The sequence below is a fragment of the Paenibacillus sp. UMB4589-SE434 genome, assembly GCF_030226685.1.
In the GTDB taxonomy this organism is placed as follows: domain Bacteria; phylum Bacillota; class Bacilli; order Paenibacillales; family Paenibacillaceae; genus Paenibacillus_B.
Window position 1 is genome coordinate 56,519 of sequence record NZ_JASOYK010000006.1, and the last position, 20,693, is coordinate 77,211.

Sequence of the window (20,693 nt, forward strand, 5' to 3'; positions counted from 1 at the left end):
AACCATCAGCAGTGGACTTTTGTCATCTTACAGGAGCATCTTCAATTATGAGGATGCTTTTTTGTTATTGTTATGTCAATAATAGGACTGTTTAGCGTATTTCTGCTTGTTAGGCGTTCAGGAGTACAGTGGAGAGGCTAGGTAGATTTCAGACTATTCATCTGGAAATAAACCAAGCCTCTTATGGCTGCTGATGAGTAAAAATGTTCCTATTACGTCACACGATATCAGATTTGAGCAAAGGAATATCCGTCGTCATTCTTCTAATTCCAAGTGCGTATAACTGCTTGGCGATCTCTAGTGAGCGAACAGTCCATACAGCAAGATCAAGCCCTAGTTCATTAGCCTCTCTTATGAGTTCAGGCTTATTAAGTACCAGTTCATATTGAAGGCAGCAAGCTGCACGGCCAAGTCCTGTCAGTGGTTCCAATGCGACATGGTTGTCTGTCAGAAATCCAAGCTCAATCGTTGGGTGTAGTTTGCGTACAAGCATCAAATTGTTGGAATGGAATGAGATAATGATCGTCCGCTCTATCAGATTATAAATGTTCAACATTTGCAGTAGAGCGCGGCCTTCTTCCTCTGTAATATGCTCTTTTAGCTCAAGCTGAAGCCCTGCCTTACGCTCCGAACAGAGCTCCAAAGCTTCTTCCAGCAAGGGAACTTTACAACCAGCGAATTCAGACTTGAACTTGATGCCGGCATCCGCTTCCAATATGTCAGCAAGCGTTAGGTCCCGAATTCGGCCTGTGCCAGTTGTTGTACGATTCAAGGTATCATCGTGTATGATTACCGGGATGCTTTCCTTTGTATGATGAATATCTAATTCGATGCTATCAGCGCCCAGATCTAATGATCGGCGAAAAGCCTCCATCGTATTTTCGGGAAAGATAGCGGCATAGCCTCTATGTGCGACAATTTCCAAGCTGGTCTTATCCAATTGGCCTTTCACACTAACGTCCTCCTTAGTAAGAGCGGGTTATAGTCATATTTTACGCTCATTCCAGCGAAATAACATAACAAAAGATCACATCTTCTTGCTGAAACCGATTATACTGAAAAAGAAAAACATCGTAAATGAACAAACATGTTATGTTCTTGTAAAGAGTAGCAGGGAGAGAGACGATTTATGCTTTGTAATGTCAATAGCATTCAGTTGAATCGAGATAGGCTGGAATGGCAATGTGTATTTCTAGGCAACAGTGATTCCCTTGGCGTTCCGCGTGTATATTGTAATTGTCCAGTGTGTGAAGAAGCGAGACAAGTTGGTCACAATCGACGTTATCGTTCATCCGTCTTGTTATATCAAGGTGATCGGCAGTTGCTTGTGGATTGTGGTCCAGATTGGCCTTTGCAAATGGAGTTGACAGGCATTCGTTTTATTGCGGATATTTTAATTACGCATGCGCATCAGGACCATATTGCCGGCTTGCCCGCTTATGCGGATGTGTGCCGATGGCTTGAGCGGCGTGGGCGTGTAATTGCGCCTCAAGAGGTTATCGATACGATCAAGCAGATGTATGGCTGGTTGGATCGACATATCGATTTTATTCCGATGGAGCAAGAGTGGATATGGGAGGCGTGGCGTGTTCGACCAATCCGAGTCAATCATGGTAAAAATGGCTACTCGTATGCGTACCGGTTTGAACGGGATCAGCCTTCTGAATCGGATTCTGCGGTAAATGGGCGTGCTAGGAAGAGTATCGAAGCATGGGCGTATGCTTCGGATGCTATCGGACTTGGTGAATATGAAAAGTCGCAGCTGCAGCAACTCAATTTGCTAGTAATTGGAACTAATTTCTATCACGAACCATTTGCTTACGAGACACGATCTGTATACGATATGGTTGAGGCGATTGAGCTTCTGCAGGAAATTCGACCTACACATACGATATTTACACACATGTCACATGGAGTTGATGTGCGTGAGCCTTACCCGCTCCCGAAAGAGGTCAGATTGGCGCATACGGGTCTAACGATAACGCTGTAATTCCAGCCGTGTAGAAGTAGACGAAAGACTCTATTATTTGAAAAGTGAAAAAACGACCACAATCGCCTTGAAAAGGAGACTGTGGTCGTTTTAATATGATTGGGTTACACCTTGCTAGTTTGCAGTACAAACTTCTCAATAACGTGACGAACACCTTCTTCGTTATTGGACAACGTCACATAGTTTGCGACTTGTTTCAGTGAGTCCACCGCATTTTCCATCGCAACACCAAGACCAGCGACTTCGATCAAATCATGATCATTCCATGAATCGCCAATACCAATCGTTTCTTCAATGGAGCAGCCAAAATGGTCGGCCAGAAAGCGAAGTGCATTGCCTTTTGTGCCTTCATGATGGGTTACTTCCAAGAAGTGCGGCTTGGACTTCGTAATATGAACCTCAGAACCAAGCAGCTCGCGAAGTTCAGGTGCAATTTCATCCAGTCGTGCCGGCTCATCGATCATGAGCATTTTAGTTGACGGGGAAGCTAGCAGCTTGTCAAAGTCCGGCTCAATCACGTATGGAATATTGTTTAATTGAGAATAGCCAATCAATTTATCATTTTCTTCACGGGCATACAAAAGGTCATTCACATACAACTGCAGGTGCACATTATGCTCCGTGCAGTATTGGAGCAATTTTTGGGCAGCCGTATTTGGCACAGCGCGTTCGTAAAGGACCTCGCCGTCCATAATATTTTTGATCAAGGAGCCTTGATACGTAATAAGTGGTACGTTTAACCCTGTTTGCAGTGCGATCTTGCGCGCAGAAGCATACATACGTCCTGTTGCGAGTGTGACGTGCACGCCTTGCGCGACGGCTTGTTCCAATGCTCGCTTTGTACCTTCTGTTACGAGCTTCTCGTCCGTGATCAGTGTATCATCAACGTCTATTGCGATTAATTTGTACATCAGTTCTCTCCTTGGATTTATATATTTGTATATTGTGTTCCTTACTCTATTGTACCTGATGTGAGCCCCATTTCAATTCCGCAACGATCATACTGGCAAAAATGCAGATACAAACCCACAACGCAAGCACTCCCAGCTTATATCCTGCAAAGATAATAATGTCGTAAGTGCGGCAGCCACGGCTCCAAGGCAAAAAGGATGACAATACGCACAGGGGTTGTATAACGCTGGCTCCAAGTCTGCACCCAGAAAGCAAACTAATTATTTTATAGGAGTGGTGTTTGGCAATGCAACCCTCTAAAAAAATAAACAGGACACTTACCTTAAACACGATTAACGTGTGTAGGCATGTCCTGTTTGATTGCTAATGGCCGTGTTACTAAATGTCCCTTTGGTTCAGGTTGTTCATCAATAAAGCAGTTGTTTTCACTTGAGACTACGGGGTCTAATATCTCATACGGAAGCTATTATTGCTGGAGCAACAACAGCTGAACAAAATCTTCCTTCTCGATATTACCGAAGTAATGCACCATATCCAAATCAGCTAATGCAGAACGTACGGCTTGCTCCTCGAACTTTACGTCAGCCAGCAAGGTCTCTACATCATTTACTTCGCCAATGCCGAAGAAGTCTCCGAATATTTTGACGGCTTGAATGCGTCCGTCCTTGACATCAAGACGTACATCGATGATGCCCGCCGGATATTTTTTGGCGTTCTGTACGTTGAATTTAGGTGAGTAGCCATAGTTCCAATCCCAGCTCTGGTAACGTTCTTCCGAGATTTCGTATATCTTCTTCCAGTCTTCCTCGGTAAGCTTGTATTGTGGCACTTGACCTGGCTCCATACCGAAGATATGACGCAGAATAGCAGCACGGAACTCTTCGACTGACATGGACTCGTCCAAAAATTCGGTAATGTTGGCGACGCGGGAGCGCACTGACTTGGTGCTCTTCGATTCAATCTTCATCTGCTTAACTTTAAGTGCGGAAGCGACGTGCTCCATTTGTGAGTCAAACAGCAGCGTGCCATGACTGAACATACGGCCGCGACTAGCAAATTGTGCGTTACCGGATATTTTGCGCTCACCAACTTGAATATCGTTACGGCCTGTCAGGTCCGCATCTACGCCAAGCGAGCGGAGCATATCGATAACAGGCTGTGTAAACTTACGGAAATTGCTGAACGATTCGCCATCATCCTTGGTCAGAAAGCTGAAGTTCAGGTTTCCAAGGTCATGATAGACGGCACCGCCGCCAGATAAGCGGCGCACGACATGAATATTTTGCTCTTTCACATAATCGGCATTGATTTCCTCGATTGTATTCTGGTTGCGGCCGATAATGATAGATGGCTCATTTATGTAAAATAACAAATAGCTATCCTCGTCCATCGGAAGATGCTTAAGTACGAACTCCTCAATCGCCAAGTTAATGCGCGGGTCAGTAATGCCTTGGTTGTCAATAAATTTCATCTAATGGTCCTCCTCTTGGGTGCAGCTGTTATATATACATTGTAATCGATTCCCTAGTAAATATAAAATGATGTTTGAAATTGATAATCGTTATCAAATATAATAAAGAAGAAAACTTGATCATACAATTTTTATATAAATGGGGAGGTACCAATATGTCTATATCTGAAACGATCCGTAATCGCCGTACTACCAACCAATTTAAGGAACAAATATTGCCGCAGGAGACTGTAATTCGCCTGCTTAACGATGCAGTCTGGGCACCTAATCATGGTTTGCGTGAGCCTTGGAGATTTATATTTGCAGCCGATGAGGGCAAAAGTCAGCTGGTAAACTGCCTCTACAATATTTTGTTAAAAGGAAAGTTCAAAGGTGCTGACGAAGAGCAGAAAGCCAAATGGCTTAAATATGCCAACTCTGTTCCAGCTTACTTGGTCGTAGTGATGCCAGAGGCTGCACATCCGCACATTCGGGACGAGGATATGATGGCTGCAGCCAGTCTAGTCCAGAATTTCCAGTTAGCTGCATGGGAAGAAGGCATTGGGATGCTCTGGCATACGGGCGAATATATTTACAACAAAGACTTCCGTAACACGCTCGGTGTTCAACCTGGCGAGAAGATCATTGCCGTATTGCATATGGGCTTCGTGGACAAAGCTGGTGCGGCACGTCCACGCACACCTGCTGAAGAGCGCTTCACGGTGCTGTAAGTTATTATCGTCCTTCTGAAGACGTATAAACATTTAGAATAGAGATGACAAAAGACTGCCCGCATCGTGAACTTTACACGAGAGGGCAGTCTTTGTTAGCTTACATAAGCTAGGCAAGTTCATGAAGCATGCATATGACAAGAAATCGTTTACATTTAGCGTCAGGATAGTTCGTTGTCTAGCGGATCTGCTCGGAACGTACGACGGTAGAAAATAAGCTCAGATAAATATTTGACGATCCAGGCAGCCAACAGTACGCTGACGAGCAGATGGGCGCATACAAGTGGTGACAACAGCAGTGTTCGCGTATCGGATACGTATATCAAATAGGCAGCGCAGCATGCTACCGCAAGGACCATAAAGAATAGTGCGCCTTGATTCGCTCTGAGCGAGATGTGCCGCGCCACTTCTTTGTCTTCCGCTTCGTCTTTGGACATAAAGTTAACAAAATACATAAGTACTTGGAACACCACGGCGATTCCGAATACATTGCGGGCAAGTGCCATCATTTCGGTGCTGTACAGCGCAATATTTCCTTTTAGCGTCAGCAGCACAATCGTATAATAGACGGTAACGACAATGGCGGCGCCAAGCGATGCCCATGATGTTTTGTGATGCACCGACATAAGGGTTCCTCCTTGAATATAAGGGTGGTTCTATTGTATTATCGCAAATTTAAAACCGAATTGCACCTATTGAGATAGAGCTTCGGCCTAGACAACAGCTAGAATAAGGTACGAATGTAAGCGTTATCTTAATTGGTTGTGAAAGAATCTAATTAAGATGAAACAAGGGTATGCCATATTTCTAAAATAAGCAATAGCGTTGTCTTTAGTATATAACAATTAACAGTTTGGCAATAGTGCCTGTGAGGAGATGTTGACGTGGGTCATTGTAAGTTGGAGCTTACAGGATTAAAATGAACGATGATACATAAGAGCATCAGCGCGATAAAGCACTGTTAGCGGAGTGCTAACATGAAAGTAATGAATTGTGAAGTAGTAAACCTGAATAACACAGCAAAATTAAATAAGAGCAGGATAGGAAACAAACCGGAACGTCAGCGAAATGTGCTGCAGGCAAGAAAAGATTTAACTGATGCAAGATCATTACAAAGTACTAGTGTTGTGGAGGATGCCAGCATGGCTAAAGTAGAACGTTATGGTCACGGGGGTGACGTTTGGACAGCGGCAGCCGCGTTTGGTGGCCGAGCGGATGAATTTCTGGATTACAGCGCCAATATTAATCCTTTGGGACCTCCTTTATTTGTACGTGAGTCGTTAAAACAAGCATGGGACCGAATGCTTCAATATCCAGACCCTGCTCACCGCATCCTAAAGGCATCACTTGCGGACAGGCTTCAAGTGACGGAGTCGCAGTTGATGCTAGGTAATGGGGCAGCTGAATGTATGGCACTTGTATTGCTGGCATACAATCCAAGCTTAGTTGGTGTAGTGTCTCCTTGCTTCTCCGAATACGAAGCGCTCGCCAAGCAATACGGTGCAAATGTATTACATGTTACTGGCAGCGATCCGGATTACCGTGCTTCTGAGGACCAGATCGTATCGTTGATCCGAAAAGTCGAGGTGTGCTTTATCGGGCACCCTAACAATCCGACTGGTGCTTTGTATGACAGAAGCACACTTCGTAAGGCTGCTATAGCTGCGGAGCAATCGGGCTGTATATTGGTCGTAGATGAAGCGTTTATCGACTTTCTGGATGATGAGGCCGCTTATACAGCCCTTCCGTTGTTAACGGAATTTAACCACATCGTCATCCTACGCTCTTTAACGAAGTTTTATGCCATTCCTGGTCTAAGACTTGGTTATGCGCTCGCTTCGCCTACGCGAATTGCTGAGATGACAAGAAAACAGGTGACATGGAGTGTGAATGGCTTTGCATTGGCAGCGGGAGAGGCGTTATTTGATAAGAACAACCGACAGTTGCTAATTGAATATGAACATCAGACTAGAAACATGGTGAGCTCAGAACGTACGTGGATGGAAGAGCAATTAACAAAGCAAGGTGTCCGTTCATGGCGAAGCGCGGCGAACTTTATGTTGTGTCATCTCCCTGCACCTTGGTCAGCGGAAAAGCTGCAGCAGCAGTTGGGTACGCGAGGGATTCTGATTCGCAGCTGCGCAATGTATGACGGACTGCAGGACGGGCATTTCCGGCTTGCTGTCAAAAACCGTACAGCTAATGAAAGATTGATGCAGGAACTAGTGGACGTATTGAGATTGTAGTTCATAAAAGGAGGACAATCAAGTGCAGCCTTACCGAAAAGGAAGTCAATATTATGAATCTCAAGATGTGCAAGGGGTTAAAGTAACTTGGCGCAATGAACATGCCGTCGTAGAGTGGGAAGAGACAGCCGATGTGTGGAGCAGTGCAGTCTTCCACGGCGGACATGCTCAAGCTACTAAAATTGTCAATCATATGGTGGGCAAAGGATTCGATTGCAGCGATCCTGTAGGTTATATGGAGTTGAAGTGTAAGGAATGGGGTTATGATGCCAAACAAACGGTTGGTTTGCTAACTGCAGCCAGGATGACACACTTGTCTGTAGAAGGACTGGAGGGTGATCAATTCTCGTTATTCTGCGCTACAACAGCTGGCACCTCTAATGCAGCACGAGCGGGTATGAAGCGAGAGACATACTCCTCTTACTTGACTCTTGATGAGAACTTGGAGCGTAAGGATTCACTTGCAAAAGCGCAGGACCATAAAGACGATAAGTTCTCTGGGATGATACCAGGCACAATTAATACAATCATTGTTATTGAGGCACGTATTCAGGAAGCCGCTGTGTTGAACCTGCTTCAAAGTGCAGTGGAAGCTAAGGCAGCTGCGCTTGCTGATTTAAATATCCGGGATCGTGAAACTGGATTAATCGCTACGGGTACAACAACGGATACGGTAGCAATCGCGATATTGGATCGTGGACGCTATACGGCCGAACATCAGTATGGCGGCACAGCAACAACGATTGGTAATGAGCTCGGCATGCTGGTCTATAATACGGTGTCCGAATCGGTACGTACCCAGTTTGAAGATGATAATGATGCTGTCTAGCTAGGTTTCGTAACAAGGTAGGAACTAGATAAAGTATAAAGGCGGCAAGGGGGACGTAGAACATGTACGCAGCGGCAATATGGGCTGCAGCTTACATATGGGATCGCATTGTTGGCGATCCGCGTTGGCTGCCGCATCCGGTTGTCATGATCGGTAAGGGAATAACTGCAATGGAGCGATTTATCCGGCGTGTATCGGGGTCGGAAAGGATGTTGAAGCCATTAGGCAGCCTGCTGCCGCTTGTCATCGTCGGCGGGACTTGGGGTGTGACATGGACGCTGCTCTTTGCACTGCATCATGTCCATCCGTGGCTGGCGTGGGGAGTAGAAGCTCTGCTGATTGGGACCACAATTGCGGTCAAGGGGCTGCAAGATGCCGGGATGGCGGTATACCGCAAGCTTGCGGGGGGAGACTTAGCTGGTGCTAGACGAGAGGTGGGCATGATTGTCGGACGTGACACAGATACGCTGGATGAACCCGAAATTGTTCGGGCTACAGTAGAAACTGTGGCTGAAAATATCGTGGATGCGGTTATTTCTCCGTTATTTTTTGCGTTATTTGGTGGTGCCCCACTCGCCATGGCCTATAGAGCCATTAATACGTTAGATTCGATGGTTGGGTATAAAAATGAAAAATACATGAATCTCGGATGGGCATCAGCCCGCTTGGACGATTTGGCGAACTGGATTCCTGCACGTGTTACCGCTCTGCTGCTGACTGTTAGTGCCTGGCTGTTCCGGGCAGGTGATGCGAAGCGTGCGTGGCAGACGGCGCTGCACGACGCGGAGGAACACCCGAGTCCGAACAGCGGCTGGCCGGAAGCGGCGGTTGCGGGCGCGCTCCACATACGCTTGGGGGGCTACAACGTGTACAAAGGCGTTCGATCTTTCCGTGCCTATATGGGGAAACCGTTGGAGGAACTGGCAGCCAAGCATATTCCGGCAACTTGTCGGCTGCTGCGTGGTACTTCACTGCTGTTCGCGGTGCTGGGCTTGCTCGCGCTTATGCTGCGCGGTGGGTGGCTGCTGTGATGTCACTTCCACGAGCAGTAGGGCATCGTCGAGCAGCTAGAGGGGATAGCGTGGCAAATCGTCGCAAGCCAGCGAGAGGTGAGGCAAGGGATGCAACGACAGGTGGCAATAGCATAGCGTTTACCCGATGTTCAGCACGTGGCTGTCGTAAGTCACCAGGCAAACGTGTGTTGAGCGGTAGAAGCTCCGCGGTTAGCCAAAGTGCGACTCGCAGTAAGCAAATGGCGTGTGACAGGAGTGAGGCTCTACATAAAGGCTTAGCCCGCAATAGGGGCACAGCCGGCAATCGTCGCACCCCTGTGCTGGTGCGACTGTATGTTGCGCGCCACGGTGTGACGCGCGCTAATGTCGAGCGGCGGTATGTCAGCCGCTCGGACGTGCCGCTCCTGCCTGAGGCCGGAGCGGCTTTACGCCCGCTGCGCCGCAAGCTGGCAGCGCGGCGTCCGCTCGCATTCGCGAGCGATATGCGCCGGTGCGTGAGCACCTTGGCGCAGGTGTGCCCACACGGCGCACAGCGGGCCGTGTTTGATGAGCGCTTGCGCGAGCTTGATTTCGGCCAATGGGAAGGCCTGACATACAGCGACTTGCAAGCGGACGACCACTATCGCGCCTGGCTGGACAACATGGAGGCGGTTGTCCCGCCAGGCGGGGAGTCGTGGTCCAGCTTTGAAGCACGTACAGCAGACGCATGGCAAGCGATTCTGGCAAGCGCGTTAGTCCGCTCCCCTTCTAAGGGAAGTAAACCATGGGTGTCCCGATGCTCCAAAGTACGCAGAACATTCCGTTCACCGAGGAGTGTCCCCCTTAAGGACATTTTGATCGTGACACACGGTGGAGTGGTGCGCAGCTTGTACACACTTGCTTGGCCAGAGGCATCATTCTGGGACATGACAGTGCCAACTGGAGGCGGGTATATCATCATCGCGCAGCGGTGGGGCAGGCAGTGGCGATTCCTGCGGACAGAGCCGCTTGTGTAGTGCTTTGTTGGCATCATACATTTCCATGAGAATTACTTGATAGGTGAGATCAATCTACGTATGAGCCAGATGGAAAAGGTAGGATTGCGAAATATGTAACTTGCTATCCCTCTGTTGTTCACCTATAATCAATCATTAAGTTCACAATTGGAACGGACAAGTGTATATGACGTCTTCAGGTCCTGTCCCAGATGCAAGGAGACAGGTAATAGGGAAGCCGGTGCAATTCCGGCACGGTCCCGCCACTGTATAACGGAGTTACCCTATGATGAGCTAATGTCCGACCCTGATGGGGAGGAATAGTCATCATGAATTCCGTAAGTCAGGAAACCTGCCAGAAGACGTGACGAGCAACAATCCTTCGCGGAAAGGACCAACGTCAACTCCTATCGGTCGCTTGTTAGCGACGATATATGTGTGCGGACATGAATCCGAGGCATATGTCGACAGCTGACTGCGATAAGCTTCTGCTGTACGATGTCAGTCGATCAGATCCCTATTCCCGCTATGTTGTGGAATAGGGATTTTATTATGTGGTAGGGAATAGTTAACAATATCCGAAGAGCGAAAGAGCGATGCTGAAATGCGCTGACCGTTTCTGGAATGAGAACAAGTTATTTGTCAAGATAAGGGGAGATTTATTCATGAAACCATGGTGGAATCGTACTTTAGCAGCTTTGATGGTATGCGTGTTGGCTGTAAGCCTCGCTGCTTGTGGCGGAGCTAAGGAAGAAGGCACACCAGCACCAGACAAGCAGCAGGAACAGACGGGAACAGAGACATCTACTGATGCCTTAAAGACTACATATCCGTTAACAGTGAAGGATGTAACAGGAGAAGAGTTTAAGTTTGACAAAGCTCCTGAGCGTATTGTGTCGGTGTCTCCTGCAGAGACAGAATCCCTGTTTGCTTTAGGGCTGGATAGCCAGATTGCAGGGGTATCTGATTATGATGACTACCCGGAAGCAGCGAAGACTAAAGCTAAAATGGGCGGCATTATGAAGCCTAACGAAGAGGCCATTATCGCAGCAAAGCCTGATATCGTATTTACCGGCATCTCCATGAAAGAAGATGTGGTGAAGAAGTTCCGTGATTTGGGAATTACGATATTTAAAGTAGAACCTAAATCATTTGATGATGTACTTAAAAATATCGAATTGTATGGTCTGATTACGGACCGTCAGCAGCAAGCGAAAGATATTGTAGAGGGCATGAAAAAGACACGTGACGATATCCAAACGGCTGTTAAAGATGTAACGGAGAAGAAAAAAGTATATATTGAGTTCTCACCAGGCTGGACGGTTGGCAGCGGCGAGTTTATGAATGAATTGATCGAGCTGGCAGGTGGCGTAAACGTAGCAGCGGATGCGCAAGGCTGGGTTCAGATCAATGAAGAAAACATCATTAAGAGCAACCCAGATGTAATCATGTTCACGCAAGGTATTGTAGATTCGGCTACAAACAAGACGCTTGAAGAGATTATACGTGGACGCAAGGGCTGGGAAAACATTAACGCAATCAAGAACAACCAGGTCATTGGCGTTGACTCGAACTTGATTAGCCGTCCGGGACCTCGTGTAGCGGAAGGACTCAAGATCATTGCAAAAGCCATCTATCCAGATTTAATCAAGTAATACCACAATTGTTGAGAGATTACACCAAGATGAGCAACTTAAGATGGGATGAGGCATGATGAATAACATCAACCGAACATCGCGTTTAACGTGGCGACACATCACAATCGCAGGAGGAGCAGGCATATTGCTGCTCCTTTTGTCCGTTGTAGGATGTCTTGCAATCGGTTCCGTACATATGCCATTTGGCGAGATTACACGTATTTTGCTGCACCACCTTCCTTGGATCGGGGATCAGGTTCCAGTTACATGGGATGATGCTTCTGCTCAAATAATGATGAATGTTCGTTTCCCGCGTGTGCTGCTGGCTGTTTTGGTAGGGGCCTCGTTAGGCATTGCGGGGACCGCGTTTCAAGGGGTGCTGCGTAATCCATTAGCAGATCCTTATACATTGGGGGTATCATCTGGAGCCTCAGTTGGTGCAGCGCTGCTTATTTATTTTGGGCTGCAGTACGCCTTCTTCGGACAATGGACAATACCAGTTGTTGCATTTGTAACGGGAGTACTTACGCTTATTGTTGTCTTGCGAATGGCAAGGGAAAATGGCAAAATTCCGATCGAGACCCTAATACTGTCGGGTGTGGTGACCAATGCATTTCTAGGGGCTATTGTGTCCTTTATGGTAGCTATGTCCAAGCAGACGATCAATGAAATTTTGTTTTGGGTAATGGGGAGTTTGGCTTTAAGAGGCTGGCCTTATATTTATGTAATTGCCCCTTACTTTGCAGTAACCTTTATTGTGTTGTGTGCTTATACACGGCAGCTCAATCTGCTTGCCCTTGGCGAGCGACAGGCGTCCCATCTGGGATTGGACGTAGAGCGGACCAAATGGATCGTGCTGTTAACTGCAACGTTAGTAACGGCAGGGGCTGTCTCTGTATCCGGAGTCATCGGGTTCGTAGGACTGGTGGTCCCTCATATGCTTCGACTTATCGTAGGACCTGATTATAGATTGCTTATGCCGATGTCAGCTTTGGGCGGTGGTATATACGTGATGTGGGCAGATACGATTGCGCGCTCAGCGCTGGCACCTACGGAAATTCCGCTGGGTGTTGTCACTGCCTTTATCGGTGCACCATTCTTTGCTTATTTATTGATACGCAACAAAAAGGTGAGACGGGGGGAGTGAGGCGCTAATGGCACATCAACATCAAGGCCCAGGGAGTGTGACGTTAAAAACAGCAGGTATGTCGGAGTCCAAAGGAAAGATCGAATCTAATACCAGCTCTGACGGCGCTAATGCTAGTGATTACACGTCAAGCATACCGTATGCTGTGACCGAAGTCCCTGTCATTGCTGCTGCTGGATTGTATCATAGCTATGGCGGCCGACAAGTGCTGCATGATGTCTCGCTCTCTGTTCAAGCAGGTGAATGGCTGGGCATTATCGGCCCTAATGGCAGCGGCAAATCAACGCTGTTATCCCTGCTGTCTAATGCAGAGACACCGTCAAAGGGCGCGGTATCCATTTATGGAAAAGCCATTCATGCTTATAAGCGAAAGGAATTATCCCGTCTTATGGCAGTGCTGCAGCAGGAAGCTTTGCCGCCTGTGCATTTCACGGTGCGGGATATTGTTGAAATGGGCAGATTTCCCTATCAATCCTGGTTTGGCAGTGAACGCGAAGACAGCGGGCTGATCGTGGATCATATTATGTCTAAGCTCCAACTGGAACAGATCGCAGATCGCCCACTGGACCGCTTGAGCGGAGGACAGCGACAGCGGGCAGCGCTCGGCAAATTGATGGCGCAATCGCCTAGTATTGTTTTGTTGGATGAACCGACCACTTATCTTGATATTCGCTATCAGGTTCAGTTTATGGATGTGATTAGGGATTGGCAGCAGGATTGCGGTTTGACGGTTGTGTCTGTCCTGCACGATTTGAACTTGGCCGCGCTGTACTGTGATCGGATCATGGTGATGCAGGAAGGTGTGATCGCGGCGGAAGGCACGCCGCAGCAGCTTATGACGACGGAATTACTGCAGCATGTATTTGATACCAAGACGGTCATTGTGCCGCATCCGGACTGCAGTAGGCCGCAAGTACTCGTTTGTCCTGGATCAATAGGAGACAAGCAATAGCGTGCTACTGCTGCTTATAGGTTAGGTTATGCAGCGCTTTAGTGTTTGTTTTGCAAGATGAACTGCTGTAGAAGAGGCAGTAGCGTACGTGTGAAGGCCTGATTTGAACGTAAAGAAAACTCAAACTAATTTGTTTGATCTTACGGTTCATATCTATGATGAAGATAACTCACTTCGATGCACCTAAGAATAAACCGACACAAATGGAGATGATGAATGATGACACAGCAATGGAGTAACGTAATCCCAAATTTAAATGAAGAGGCCCGCCAGGCAGCTCTTAATCACCAGAATCAGTTAACAAAGCCGCCGGGAAGTCTTGGTGTACTGGAACAGCTTTCACTGCAGCTTGCAGCCATCACGGGAGAAACAGTCCCTCAATTAGATAAAAAAGCAGTTATCGTTATGGCGGGTGATCACGGTGTATGTGAGGAAGGCGTTAGTGCATTTCCAGCAGAAGTGACCCCACAAATGGTGTTAAATTTCATACACGGCGGCGCGGCTGTTAATGTGCTGGCACGCGAAGCGGGGGCGCAGGTTGTGTGCGTGGATGTGGGTGTTAATGCCGAATTGAACCATCCTAATCTGGTGTCTCGTAAGGTACGATATGGTACGTCTAATATGGTAAAAGAGGCCGCGATGTCACGTGAAGAAGCGTTAGCTGCTATACAAGCAGGCGTGGATACGGTTGAAGAGCTGGTGCAGCAAGGCGTCCGCCTATTTGCAACTGGTGAGATGGGAATTGGCAATACGACGGCAAGTGCCGCCATCTTATGCGCATTTACGGGGATGGCACCAGAGGATGCAGTCGGACGTGGTACTGGTATAGGTGATGAACAGTGGCAGCACAAATGTAATGTGGTGCGCCGGGCGCTTGAGTTTAATCAACCGAAGGCGGAAGATGCGCTTGACGTGCTGGCCAAAGTAGGCGGCTTGGAAATTGCTGGACTTGTCGGAGTTATTTTGGGTGCTGCACGTCATCGGGCACCTATCGTTATTGACGGATTTATTTCCAGCGCAGCGGCTTTGACAGCTGTGAGACTAGCGCCAGAGGTTCATGGGTATTTAATTGGATCACATTTGTCAGATGAAAGAGGGCATCGGGCGCTTCTGCAGGAGCTGCGCTTGCAAGCTCCGCTCCACTTGAATATGCGTTTGGGTGAAGGAACGGGGGCAGTAATTCTGTTCCAACTTATTGATGCCGCTTGCCGAGTTATGCGGGAGATGGCGACATTTGCGCAGGCAGGCGTATCCGGACAAGAGGATGTAAAATGAGTGGCCGCATTGTTCTGGTCACAGGCGGAGCCCGCAGTGGCAAGAGCTCATTTGCTGAGCGATATGTCATGAAGCACTCGCCGCAGGGCAGCACATATGTCGCAACTGCCGAGGCATATGACGATGAGATGAGGGAGCGAATCCGCCTTCATCAGCAGCAAAGAGTTGAGGCTAATTATAAATGGAGTATAGCTGAGAGTCCTCGGGGCTTACCAGCATGGATAAATGCTGCTGCGGAGCCAGCGGTACTTGTCGATTGCTTGACCATCTGGCTTTCGAATGAGCTGCTTGCTGTTGAGCAGCATCCGCGCGTGGAGCAGCTTGTGGACGATTGCATCACCCAAATAGTAGAGGCGGCAGCAGGATTCGACGGCATGCTTGTATGTGTAACAAACGAGGTTGGAAGCGGTGTAGTTCCAGCCTACAAGCTGGGTCGAACCTTCCGGGATGCTGCTGGCCGCTTGAATCAACGTATGGCTGCGCTTGCAGATGAAGTGTATCTGGTGACAGCAGGCATTCCTGTTGAAATAAAAAGACTGAGGGTAGACCTATGAAGCTTTGGCTGCAGGCCTTAGTGGCTGCCGTACAATTTCTGACTCGTATCCCATTTCCCGTGGAGGTTCCATTTACAAATCAAGTGTTAAAGCGCAGTGTCGTGTTCTTTCCGCTTGCGGGTGGCCTGGTAGGCATATTGGTATGGCTGGCAGGGGCAGGGCTAACAGCTGTGCTTCCGCCATGGCCTGCAGCAGCAGTCGTGCTGCTCATTGCATTGGGGTTAACAGGAGGATTGCATTTAGATGGCCTTATGGATACCGCAGATGGTATTCTAAGCCACCGACCGCGGGAGCGGATGCTGGAAATTATGAAGGATAGCCGCGTCGGGGCGATGGGGGTTATCGTCTGTTTTATCGTTTTGCTCGTTCAATGGTCATTGTTTGCCGTGATGATGGAGCATGGACAATGGGGATTGTTTATTGCTCTCCCGTTTATCGGCAGTCGTTACGCGATGGTGTGGGCAATTGCATCGGAGCCTTGTGCACGCAAGGAATCAGGGCTTGGTGTTATGTTTCAAGGGGTTCATATGTTTTATGTGCTAGGGACGATGCTGACTACGATTGCACTCTCAGCGTTGTTTTTATTCGGGGGATTGAATCTTCCCGCACCATTTGCAGCTGGGGGTATGGAACAGGCTTGGCGGTGGAGTCCGATCCTGTTGTTGGGCGGTTATATTCTTATTGTCCAAATATTCAGTTGGGCTTGTTCTCGCAGCATTTCGCGTAAATTAGGTGGTTTAACCGGTGATACGTATGGAGCCATATGTGAGATTATGCTGACGCTGCTGCTGTTAGGACTTGTTATCAATTTGGGATTAGACGGAGGTGGAGGACGATGAGCCAGCAACGACAGATCCATCAGGTTTGTGCAGAGGTGAATAGACTAGAGGATGAAGCCAATGGGCATGAAAATAGAATAAATCTTGAAAGTGCAGTGGGTGCACATGTAGATCAGAAGATCCTTGCGGGTGCAGCCGTTGCTGCTTGTGCTGCGCAGAAGGCTGCTGGAAAGACGATTATGCTCCAAGGTACTGCTTCTGATGTCGGGAAAAGCGTGGTGACGACGGCACTCTGCCGCATTTTTAAACAGGATGGTTATCGGGTTGCGCCTTTTAAATCACAAAATATGGCGTTAAACTCATACGTAACTCCTGACGGCAAAGAAATAGGCCGCGCACAGGGCGTTCAAGCTGAAGCGTGCGGAATAACGGCCACCACAGATATGAACCCCGTTCTGATCAAGCCGATGCAGGACATGCAGTCGCAAATCATTGTGCACGGCAAACCGTATCGTAATATGAGTGCGCTCCATTATCGCTCGGACTTTCTCCCAGTGGCTCGTCAGCTTGTAACGGAAGCAGTTGAACGATTAAAGGCAGAGTATGACATCGTTGTGATGGAAGGTGCAGGGAGTCCTGCTGAAATTAATCTGAAGCATAATGATATTGTTAATATGAATATGGCTAAATGGGCGGATGCACCCGTCATTTTAATCGCAGACATTGATCGTGGTGGAGTATTTGCCTCGATTGTAGGTACGTTGGAGCTGTTAGAGCCGGATGAACGCGAGCGCGTCGTCGGATTTATTATTAACAAGTTCCGAGGCGATCTGGAGCTTTTGCGACCTGGATTAACATGGTTGGAGGAGCGGACGGGTAAGCCTGTACTGGGCGTTCTGCCCTACGCGGACGACTTGGACATTGAAGCTGAGGATTCAGTAGCGCTGGAACAATGGAAAGGTCGAATAGATCCAGAACGGGATATTGATATTGCGGTACTTGCCATCCCGCGAATTTCTAATTTTACCGATATTGATCCTCTAACATCTGAATCTGACGTGCGTACCCGATACGTCAAACACCCGCAGCAATTAGGCGATCCAGATGTTGTTATTATTCCGGGTTCGAAGAGTACAATTGCCGATCTGCTGTGGTTGCAGACAACAGGCTTGGCAGAAGCATTGACCGTGCTCCGTGAGCGAAGAAGCAGAGAAGAGAAAGATTTGCGGATCGTCGGCATTTGCGGAGGCTATCAGATGCTGGGCAAGTTATTGATCGATCTGGAAGGTGTAGAAGCGGAGCCGGGAACTATAGTGGATGGCTTAGGTTTGCTGCCTATCGAGACGGAATTTGCCGCTATAAAACGAACGGAGCAAGTGAAAGGCACGTTGATCACGAGCTCGCCCTCATGGAGGCCGCTGCAAGGGCTGGCTATGGAAGGGTATGAGATTCATATGGGACGCTCGGTCAAGTTATCAAGTGATGCAACTGCACTTGTTAGATTAGCGGCAGTTGCAGCGGATTCTCCTGGGGACAGTGGAGTGTCGGATATTTCCACATTAAGCAAAACGGATGACGGTTGTGTAAGTGAGGATGGATTCGTGTTTGGAACGTATTTGCATGGATTGTTCCACAACGATGAATTTCGCCGTGGTTGGTTAAACACAATCCGTACTTCTAAGGGATTTGACCCATTGCCTGTGCAGCTTCGGTTTAAAGAGAAGAAAGAGCAGGCGTATGATCGGCTTGCAGAGCTCACACGCAAGCATTTGAATATGGAAGCGATTCGCAAGGTGATAGGGTGCGATTAATGAACGTGCAAAGGGGCCATGTGAAGCGATAATGGCCCGTGAAGTCAGTGCCGATAATAATGTGTGAGTCTGCCACATTCATTATTGGTAACTGACTTTACGAATATAGGAAGCTGATATCCAATTGAAGCTGCTCTGCTGCGAGAGTGTCCTACCGCGTCCATTTGTGACTTGCTATCCTAGCTGTGCTGCTGCGCCTGTCAGTGCCTTGTTAGATAAGCTGTGCTACCGCCGCATTATCTGTGCTTTACCTATCCAGGCTGTGCTTAAATGCGTCCACGCTTCGCGTTAGCTCAGCTCCACAGTTCCTTTTATGCTTTAAGAAATCTCCCCATCCTCATTGTCCATCTCCTGAAGCATCTTCAGCACGACTCGTTTCCTATACATCATCTGTGCCGTCTCCGCCACATCATGAATGAGCGAACGATTCATAAAGGAGCCAAACACCATACCAGCTATCGGAATCGCCTGGAACAATTTTTTCCATCCAAAATTATCAGTAAAGGCGATCATAGTCTCGCGCCAGCCCTGCATCTCTGACAGTGCCTCACGATCGCGGTCAGCACGATGGAATTCGGTGAGCTCTTTAAGAATCGCCTGCTTACCCACAATATCAGACGAAGCAAACTGCATACATTTTACAACAAATACACGTTCTTCGCGTTCATTCGGATCAAATCCATAGCTGATTGCTGTCTCCTGAATGACCTTGAGCGATATGCCCAAAATTGCAGGAATATCAATCGCCAGCGTGAATATGCCGCCAAAGCCTGTCGTAGCGCCTTGGGCAAAAGCAGCAGTTTTATGGGATTCCCGCAGTTGAGACGCGACTTCGTCGCGTACCGCAAGAGGAACATGCTGAACATCGTCGATACTCGCGACGGTTAGACCTTGCTGAGGAGCGGTCTTCTTCCAGTGGCTTTCAATTTTGTTTAACACGTGCTTTTCTTGGATTAAATAACGTCCCCCTGTGTGCAGGTAGCTGCCGACTTCATCTAGTACCTGACCAACTTTGCGCTGCAATATTTTAGGGCTAAGCTTGTCAATTATCATAAACGGGATACGCCCAATCTTCTCCCAAAACCAGAGATCACGCTGTTCTTTTTCCCACTTTTCAATTTCCATTTTGGCCTGCAGTAGTGTGTCACGTTGCTCGTATGTCGTCATAATGACCTCCTGATAGGATTCACGAATTGGCTAAGGCGGTTCTCGCTTTGCACGGTCTGCAACACAAGAAGCATTCAACTACTAATAAGGAGTTGTACGTGTAGACAAGCGCATTGTTTCAACGAAATGTATGAAATATCCTGTTTTTGTTCCGTTTGGAATGTAGGCTGTCAGGGTAATGATGAAGATATAAACTAAGGGCAGTTCCAAGGAGAGAGAAATTCATGGTAATAGGGTTATTGGTTTCTATTTTTATCATCCAAATCGTTTACGTCTCCTTTTTCACACTTCGGATGATCCTAACCCTGAAAGGGCAGAAGTATTATGCCGCTGCGCTGAGCTGTGTCGAAATTACGATTTATGTGCTTGGTTTAAACATGGTGCTCAAGTATTTGGATCAGCCGATAAGTTTGATCGTATATGCACTTGGTTATGGATTGGGTGTGTTAGTTGGATCTTGGATTGAAGAAAAGATAGCGCTTGGTTATGTCACACTGCGGGTGATTGTAAACAATCCAGAGAGTGGTTTGCCCAACCATCTGCGTGATCTGGGTTACGGTGTGACGACTTGGATTGGGAGCGGGCGAGACGGACATCGGTTAATGCTGGAGGTACTGGCACGCCGTAAAAATCAAAAAAAACTATATCAGTCCATCATGGATGTGGAGCCGCGCGCATTTATTGTGACATCTGAGCCGACGCGTCTTCATGGGGGCTTTTGGGCGAAGGCGACTAGGCGTTAGCGATATCCTTTCAGGGGGGTCGGCATAGGTGTTTTTATGTGATTATAGGTGCTGAACTTATTACGTTCATGGCTTAAATAAGCGAAGGGTATGAGCTCAAACATTTGACCAAAGTTGACTATATGCACAAACCTATATATAATATTACATATGCTTAATTCCCAACCAAGGGAAGCGGGGGAACCGTTTCATTGGGGCGAATCGCCATTATGGCGTAGGAATCCATCTTTTCCGAGCCCGTCAGCTAACCTCGTCAGTAGGAGATGGGTCTATTTATGATCATTTGGCTTAGGACCCGAACGTGATTTTGGGTTCTTTTTTGCATTTACAGACCCTGATGAATCGGATGTCATGATGACGATCCGTTTGTTCGGGGTTTTCTTATTTCGGATTCCCGCGCAAGTAGCACTCTTTATTACCCGTGTTATTTCTCTCCAGGCCCATCTCTTTTATTAACTGGCACTGCTCTGCACAAATGTAGAA

Annotated in this window: 19 protein-coding genes and 2 riboswitches; of the genes, 14 read left to right on the forward strand and 5 right to left on the reverse strand. The window is 47.8% G+C overall.

Going from position 1 to position 20,693, the window contains the following annotated elements; all coding sequences use genetic code 11:
• Positions 1–217: 217 nt before the first annotated feature.
• Positions 218–952: a glycerophosphodiester phosphodiesterase gene (locus QP775_RS18995; protein ID WP_285108404.1), complete on the reverse strand. Its 735-nt coding sequence runs from the start codon at positions 950–952 to the stop codon at positions 218–220.
• Between the two features lie 177 nt (positions 953–1,129).
• Here QP775_RS18995 and QP775_RS19000 point away from each other — a divergent pair, with 177 nt between their 5' ends.
• Positions 1,130–1,990 (forward strand): MBL fold metallo-hydrolase, encoded by an 861-nt coding sequence (locus tag QP775_RS19000; protein WP_285108406.1) that lies wholly within the window; start codon positions 1,130–1,132, stop codon positions 1,988–1,990.
• A gap of 104 nt (positions 1,991–2,094) precedes the next feature.
• Here the strand turns inward: QP775_RS19000 and QP775_RS19005 are convergent, their stop codons facing one another.
• Positions 2,095–2,901, reverse strand: a complete 807-nt coding sequence (locus tag QP775_RS19005; protein WP_239332316.1) for a Cof-type HAD-IIB family hydrolase — start codon at positions 2,899–2,901, stop codon at positions 2,095–2,097.
• Positions 2,902–3,368: 467 nt separating this feature from the next.
• A complete protein-coding gene (gene lplA / locus QP775_RS19010; protein ID WP_285108410.1) occupies positions 3,369–4,373 on the reverse strand; it encodes a lipoate--protein ligase in 1,005 nt (334 codons plus the stop codon).
• Positions 4,374–4,528: 155 nt separating this feature from the next.
• Between lplA and QP775_RS19015 the strand changes: the two genes are divergently transcribed.
• Complete coding sequence (locus QP775_RS19015; protein WP_285108412.1) at positions 4,529–5,083, forward strand: nitroreductase family protein; 555 nt, start codon at positions 4,529–4,531, stop codon at positions 5,081–5,083.
• A gap of 161 nt (positions 5,084–5,244) precedes the next feature.
• Here QP775_RS19015 and QP775_RS19020 read toward each other — a convergent pair whose 3' ends face one another.
• Positions 5,245–5,709 (reverse strand): phosphatase, encoded by a 465-nt coding sequence (locus tag QP775_RS19020; RefSeq protein ID WP_239332310.1) that lies wholly within the window; start codon positions 5,707–5,709, stop codon positions 5,245–5,247.
• Positions 5,710–6,060: 351 nt separating this feature from the next.
• Between QP775_RS19020 and cobD the strand changes: the two genes are divergently transcribed.
• The 11 genes from cobD (at position 6,061) to QP775_RS19075 (ending at position 18,300) form a co-directional block, all read left to right on the forward strand.
• Positions 6,061–7,329 (forward strand): threonine-phosphate decarboxylase CobD, encoded by a 1,269-nt coding sequence (cobD, locus tag QP775_RS19025; protein ID WP_350338988.1) that lies wholly within the window; start codon positions 6,061–6,063, stop codon positions 7,327–7,329.
• A gap of 22 nt (positions 7,330–7,351) precedes the next feature.
• Entirely contained in the window at positions 7,352–8,158 is an 807-nt protein-coding gene (locus QP775_RS19030; protein WP_285108416.1) for an adenosylcobinamide amidohydrolase, read from the forward strand.
• 62 nt (positions 8,159–8,220) lie between these two features.
• Positions 8,221–9,189: an adenosylcobinamide-phosphate synthase CbiB gene (gene cbiB / locus QP775_RS19035; protein ID WP_285108418.1), complete on the forward strand. Its 969-nt coding sequence runs from the start codon at positions 8,221–8,223 to the stop codon at positions 9,187–9,189.
• Positions 9,105–10,166 carry a histidine phosphatase family protein gene (locus tag QP775_RS19040; RefSeq protein WP_285108420.1) on the forward strand — a complete coding sequence of 354 codons (1,062 nt, stop codon included), beginning with the start codon at positions 9,105–9,107 and terminating at the stop codon, positions 10,164–10,166. Before cbiB ends, QP775_RS19040 begins: the two co-directional genes overlap by 85 nt.
• Positions 10,167–10,326: 160 nt before the next feature.
• Positions 10,327–10,519: riboswitch (cobalamin riboswitch) on the forward strand.
• Between the two features lie 291 nt (positions 10,520–10,810).
• Positions 10,811–11,800: an ABC transporter substrate-binding protein gene (locus QP775_RS19045; RefSeq protein ID WP_239332300.1), complete on the forward strand. Its 990-nt coding sequence runs from the start codon at positions 10,811–10,813 to the stop codon at positions 11,798–11,800.
• A gap of 58 nt (positions 11,801–11,858) precedes the next feature.
• Positions 11,859–12,929: a FecCD family ABC transporter permease gene (locus QP775_RS19050; RefSeq protein WP_239332298.1), complete on the forward strand. Its 1,071-nt coding sequence runs from the start codon at positions 11,859–11,861 to the stop codon at positions 12,927–12,929.
• Positions 12,930–12,936: 7 nt separating this feature from the next.
• Positions 12,937–13,881, forward strand: coding sequence for an ABC transporter ATP-binding protein (locus QP775_RS19055; RefSeq protein ID WP_285108424.1), 945 nt, complete (start codon positions 12,937–12,939; stop codon positions 13,879–13,881).
• A gap of 219 nt (positions 13,882–14,100) precedes the next feature.
• Positions 14,101–15,156: a nicotinate-nucleotide--dimethylbenzimidazole phosphoribosyltransferase gene (gene cobT / locus QP775_RS19060; RefSeq protein WP_239332294.1), complete on the forward strand. Its 1,056-nt coding sequence runs from the start codon at positions 14,101–14,103 to the stop codon at positions 15,154–15,156.
• Entirely contained in the window at positions 15,153–15,710 is a 558-nt protein-coding gene (gene cobU / locus QP775_RS19065; protein ID WP_239332292.1) for a bifunctional adenosylcobinamide kinase/adenosylcobinamide-phosphate guanylyltransferase, read from the forward strand. The genes cobT and cobU overlap by 4 nt, the downstream gene beginning before the upstream one ends.
• Entirely contained in the window at positions 15,707–16,549 is an 843-nt protein-coding gene (gene cobS, locus QP775_RS19070) for an adenosylcobinamide-GDP ribazoletransferase (protein WP_285108428.1), read from the forward strand. Before cobU ends, cobS begins: the two co-directional genes overlap by 4 nt.
• A gap of 179 nt (positions 16,550–16,728) precedes the next feature.
• On the forward strand, positions 16,729–18,300 hold the full coding sequence (locus tag QP775_RS19075; RefSeq protein ID WP_285108650.1) for a cobyric acid synthase: 1,572 nt from the start codon (positions 16,729–16,731) through the stop codon (positions 18,298–18,300).
• 318 nt (positions 18,301–18,618) lie between these two features.
• Here QP775_RS19075 and QP775_RS19080 read toward each other — a convergent pair whose 3' ends face one another.
• Positions 18,619–19,467 carry an EcsC family protein gene (locus QP775_RS19080; RefSeq protein WP_285108430.1) on the reverse strand — a complete coding sequence of 283 codons (849 nt, stop codon included), beginning with the start codon at positions 19,465–19,467 and terminating at the stop codon, positions 18,619–18,621.
• Positions 19,468–19,691: 224 nt separating this feature from the next.
• Between QP775_RS19080 and QP775_RS19085 the strand changes: the two genes are divergently transcribed.
• Complete coding sequence (locus QP775_RS19085) at positions 19,692–20,210, forward strand: DUF2179 domain-containing protein (protein ID WP_285108432.1); 519 nt, start codon at positions 19,692–19,694, stop codon at positions 20,208–20,210.
• A 141-nt stretch (positions 20,211–20,351) separates the two neighbouring features.
• Positions 20,352–20,485: riboswitch (cyclic di-AMP (ydaO/yuaA leader) on the forward strand.
• Positions 20,486–20,693 lie beyond the last annotated feature (208 nt).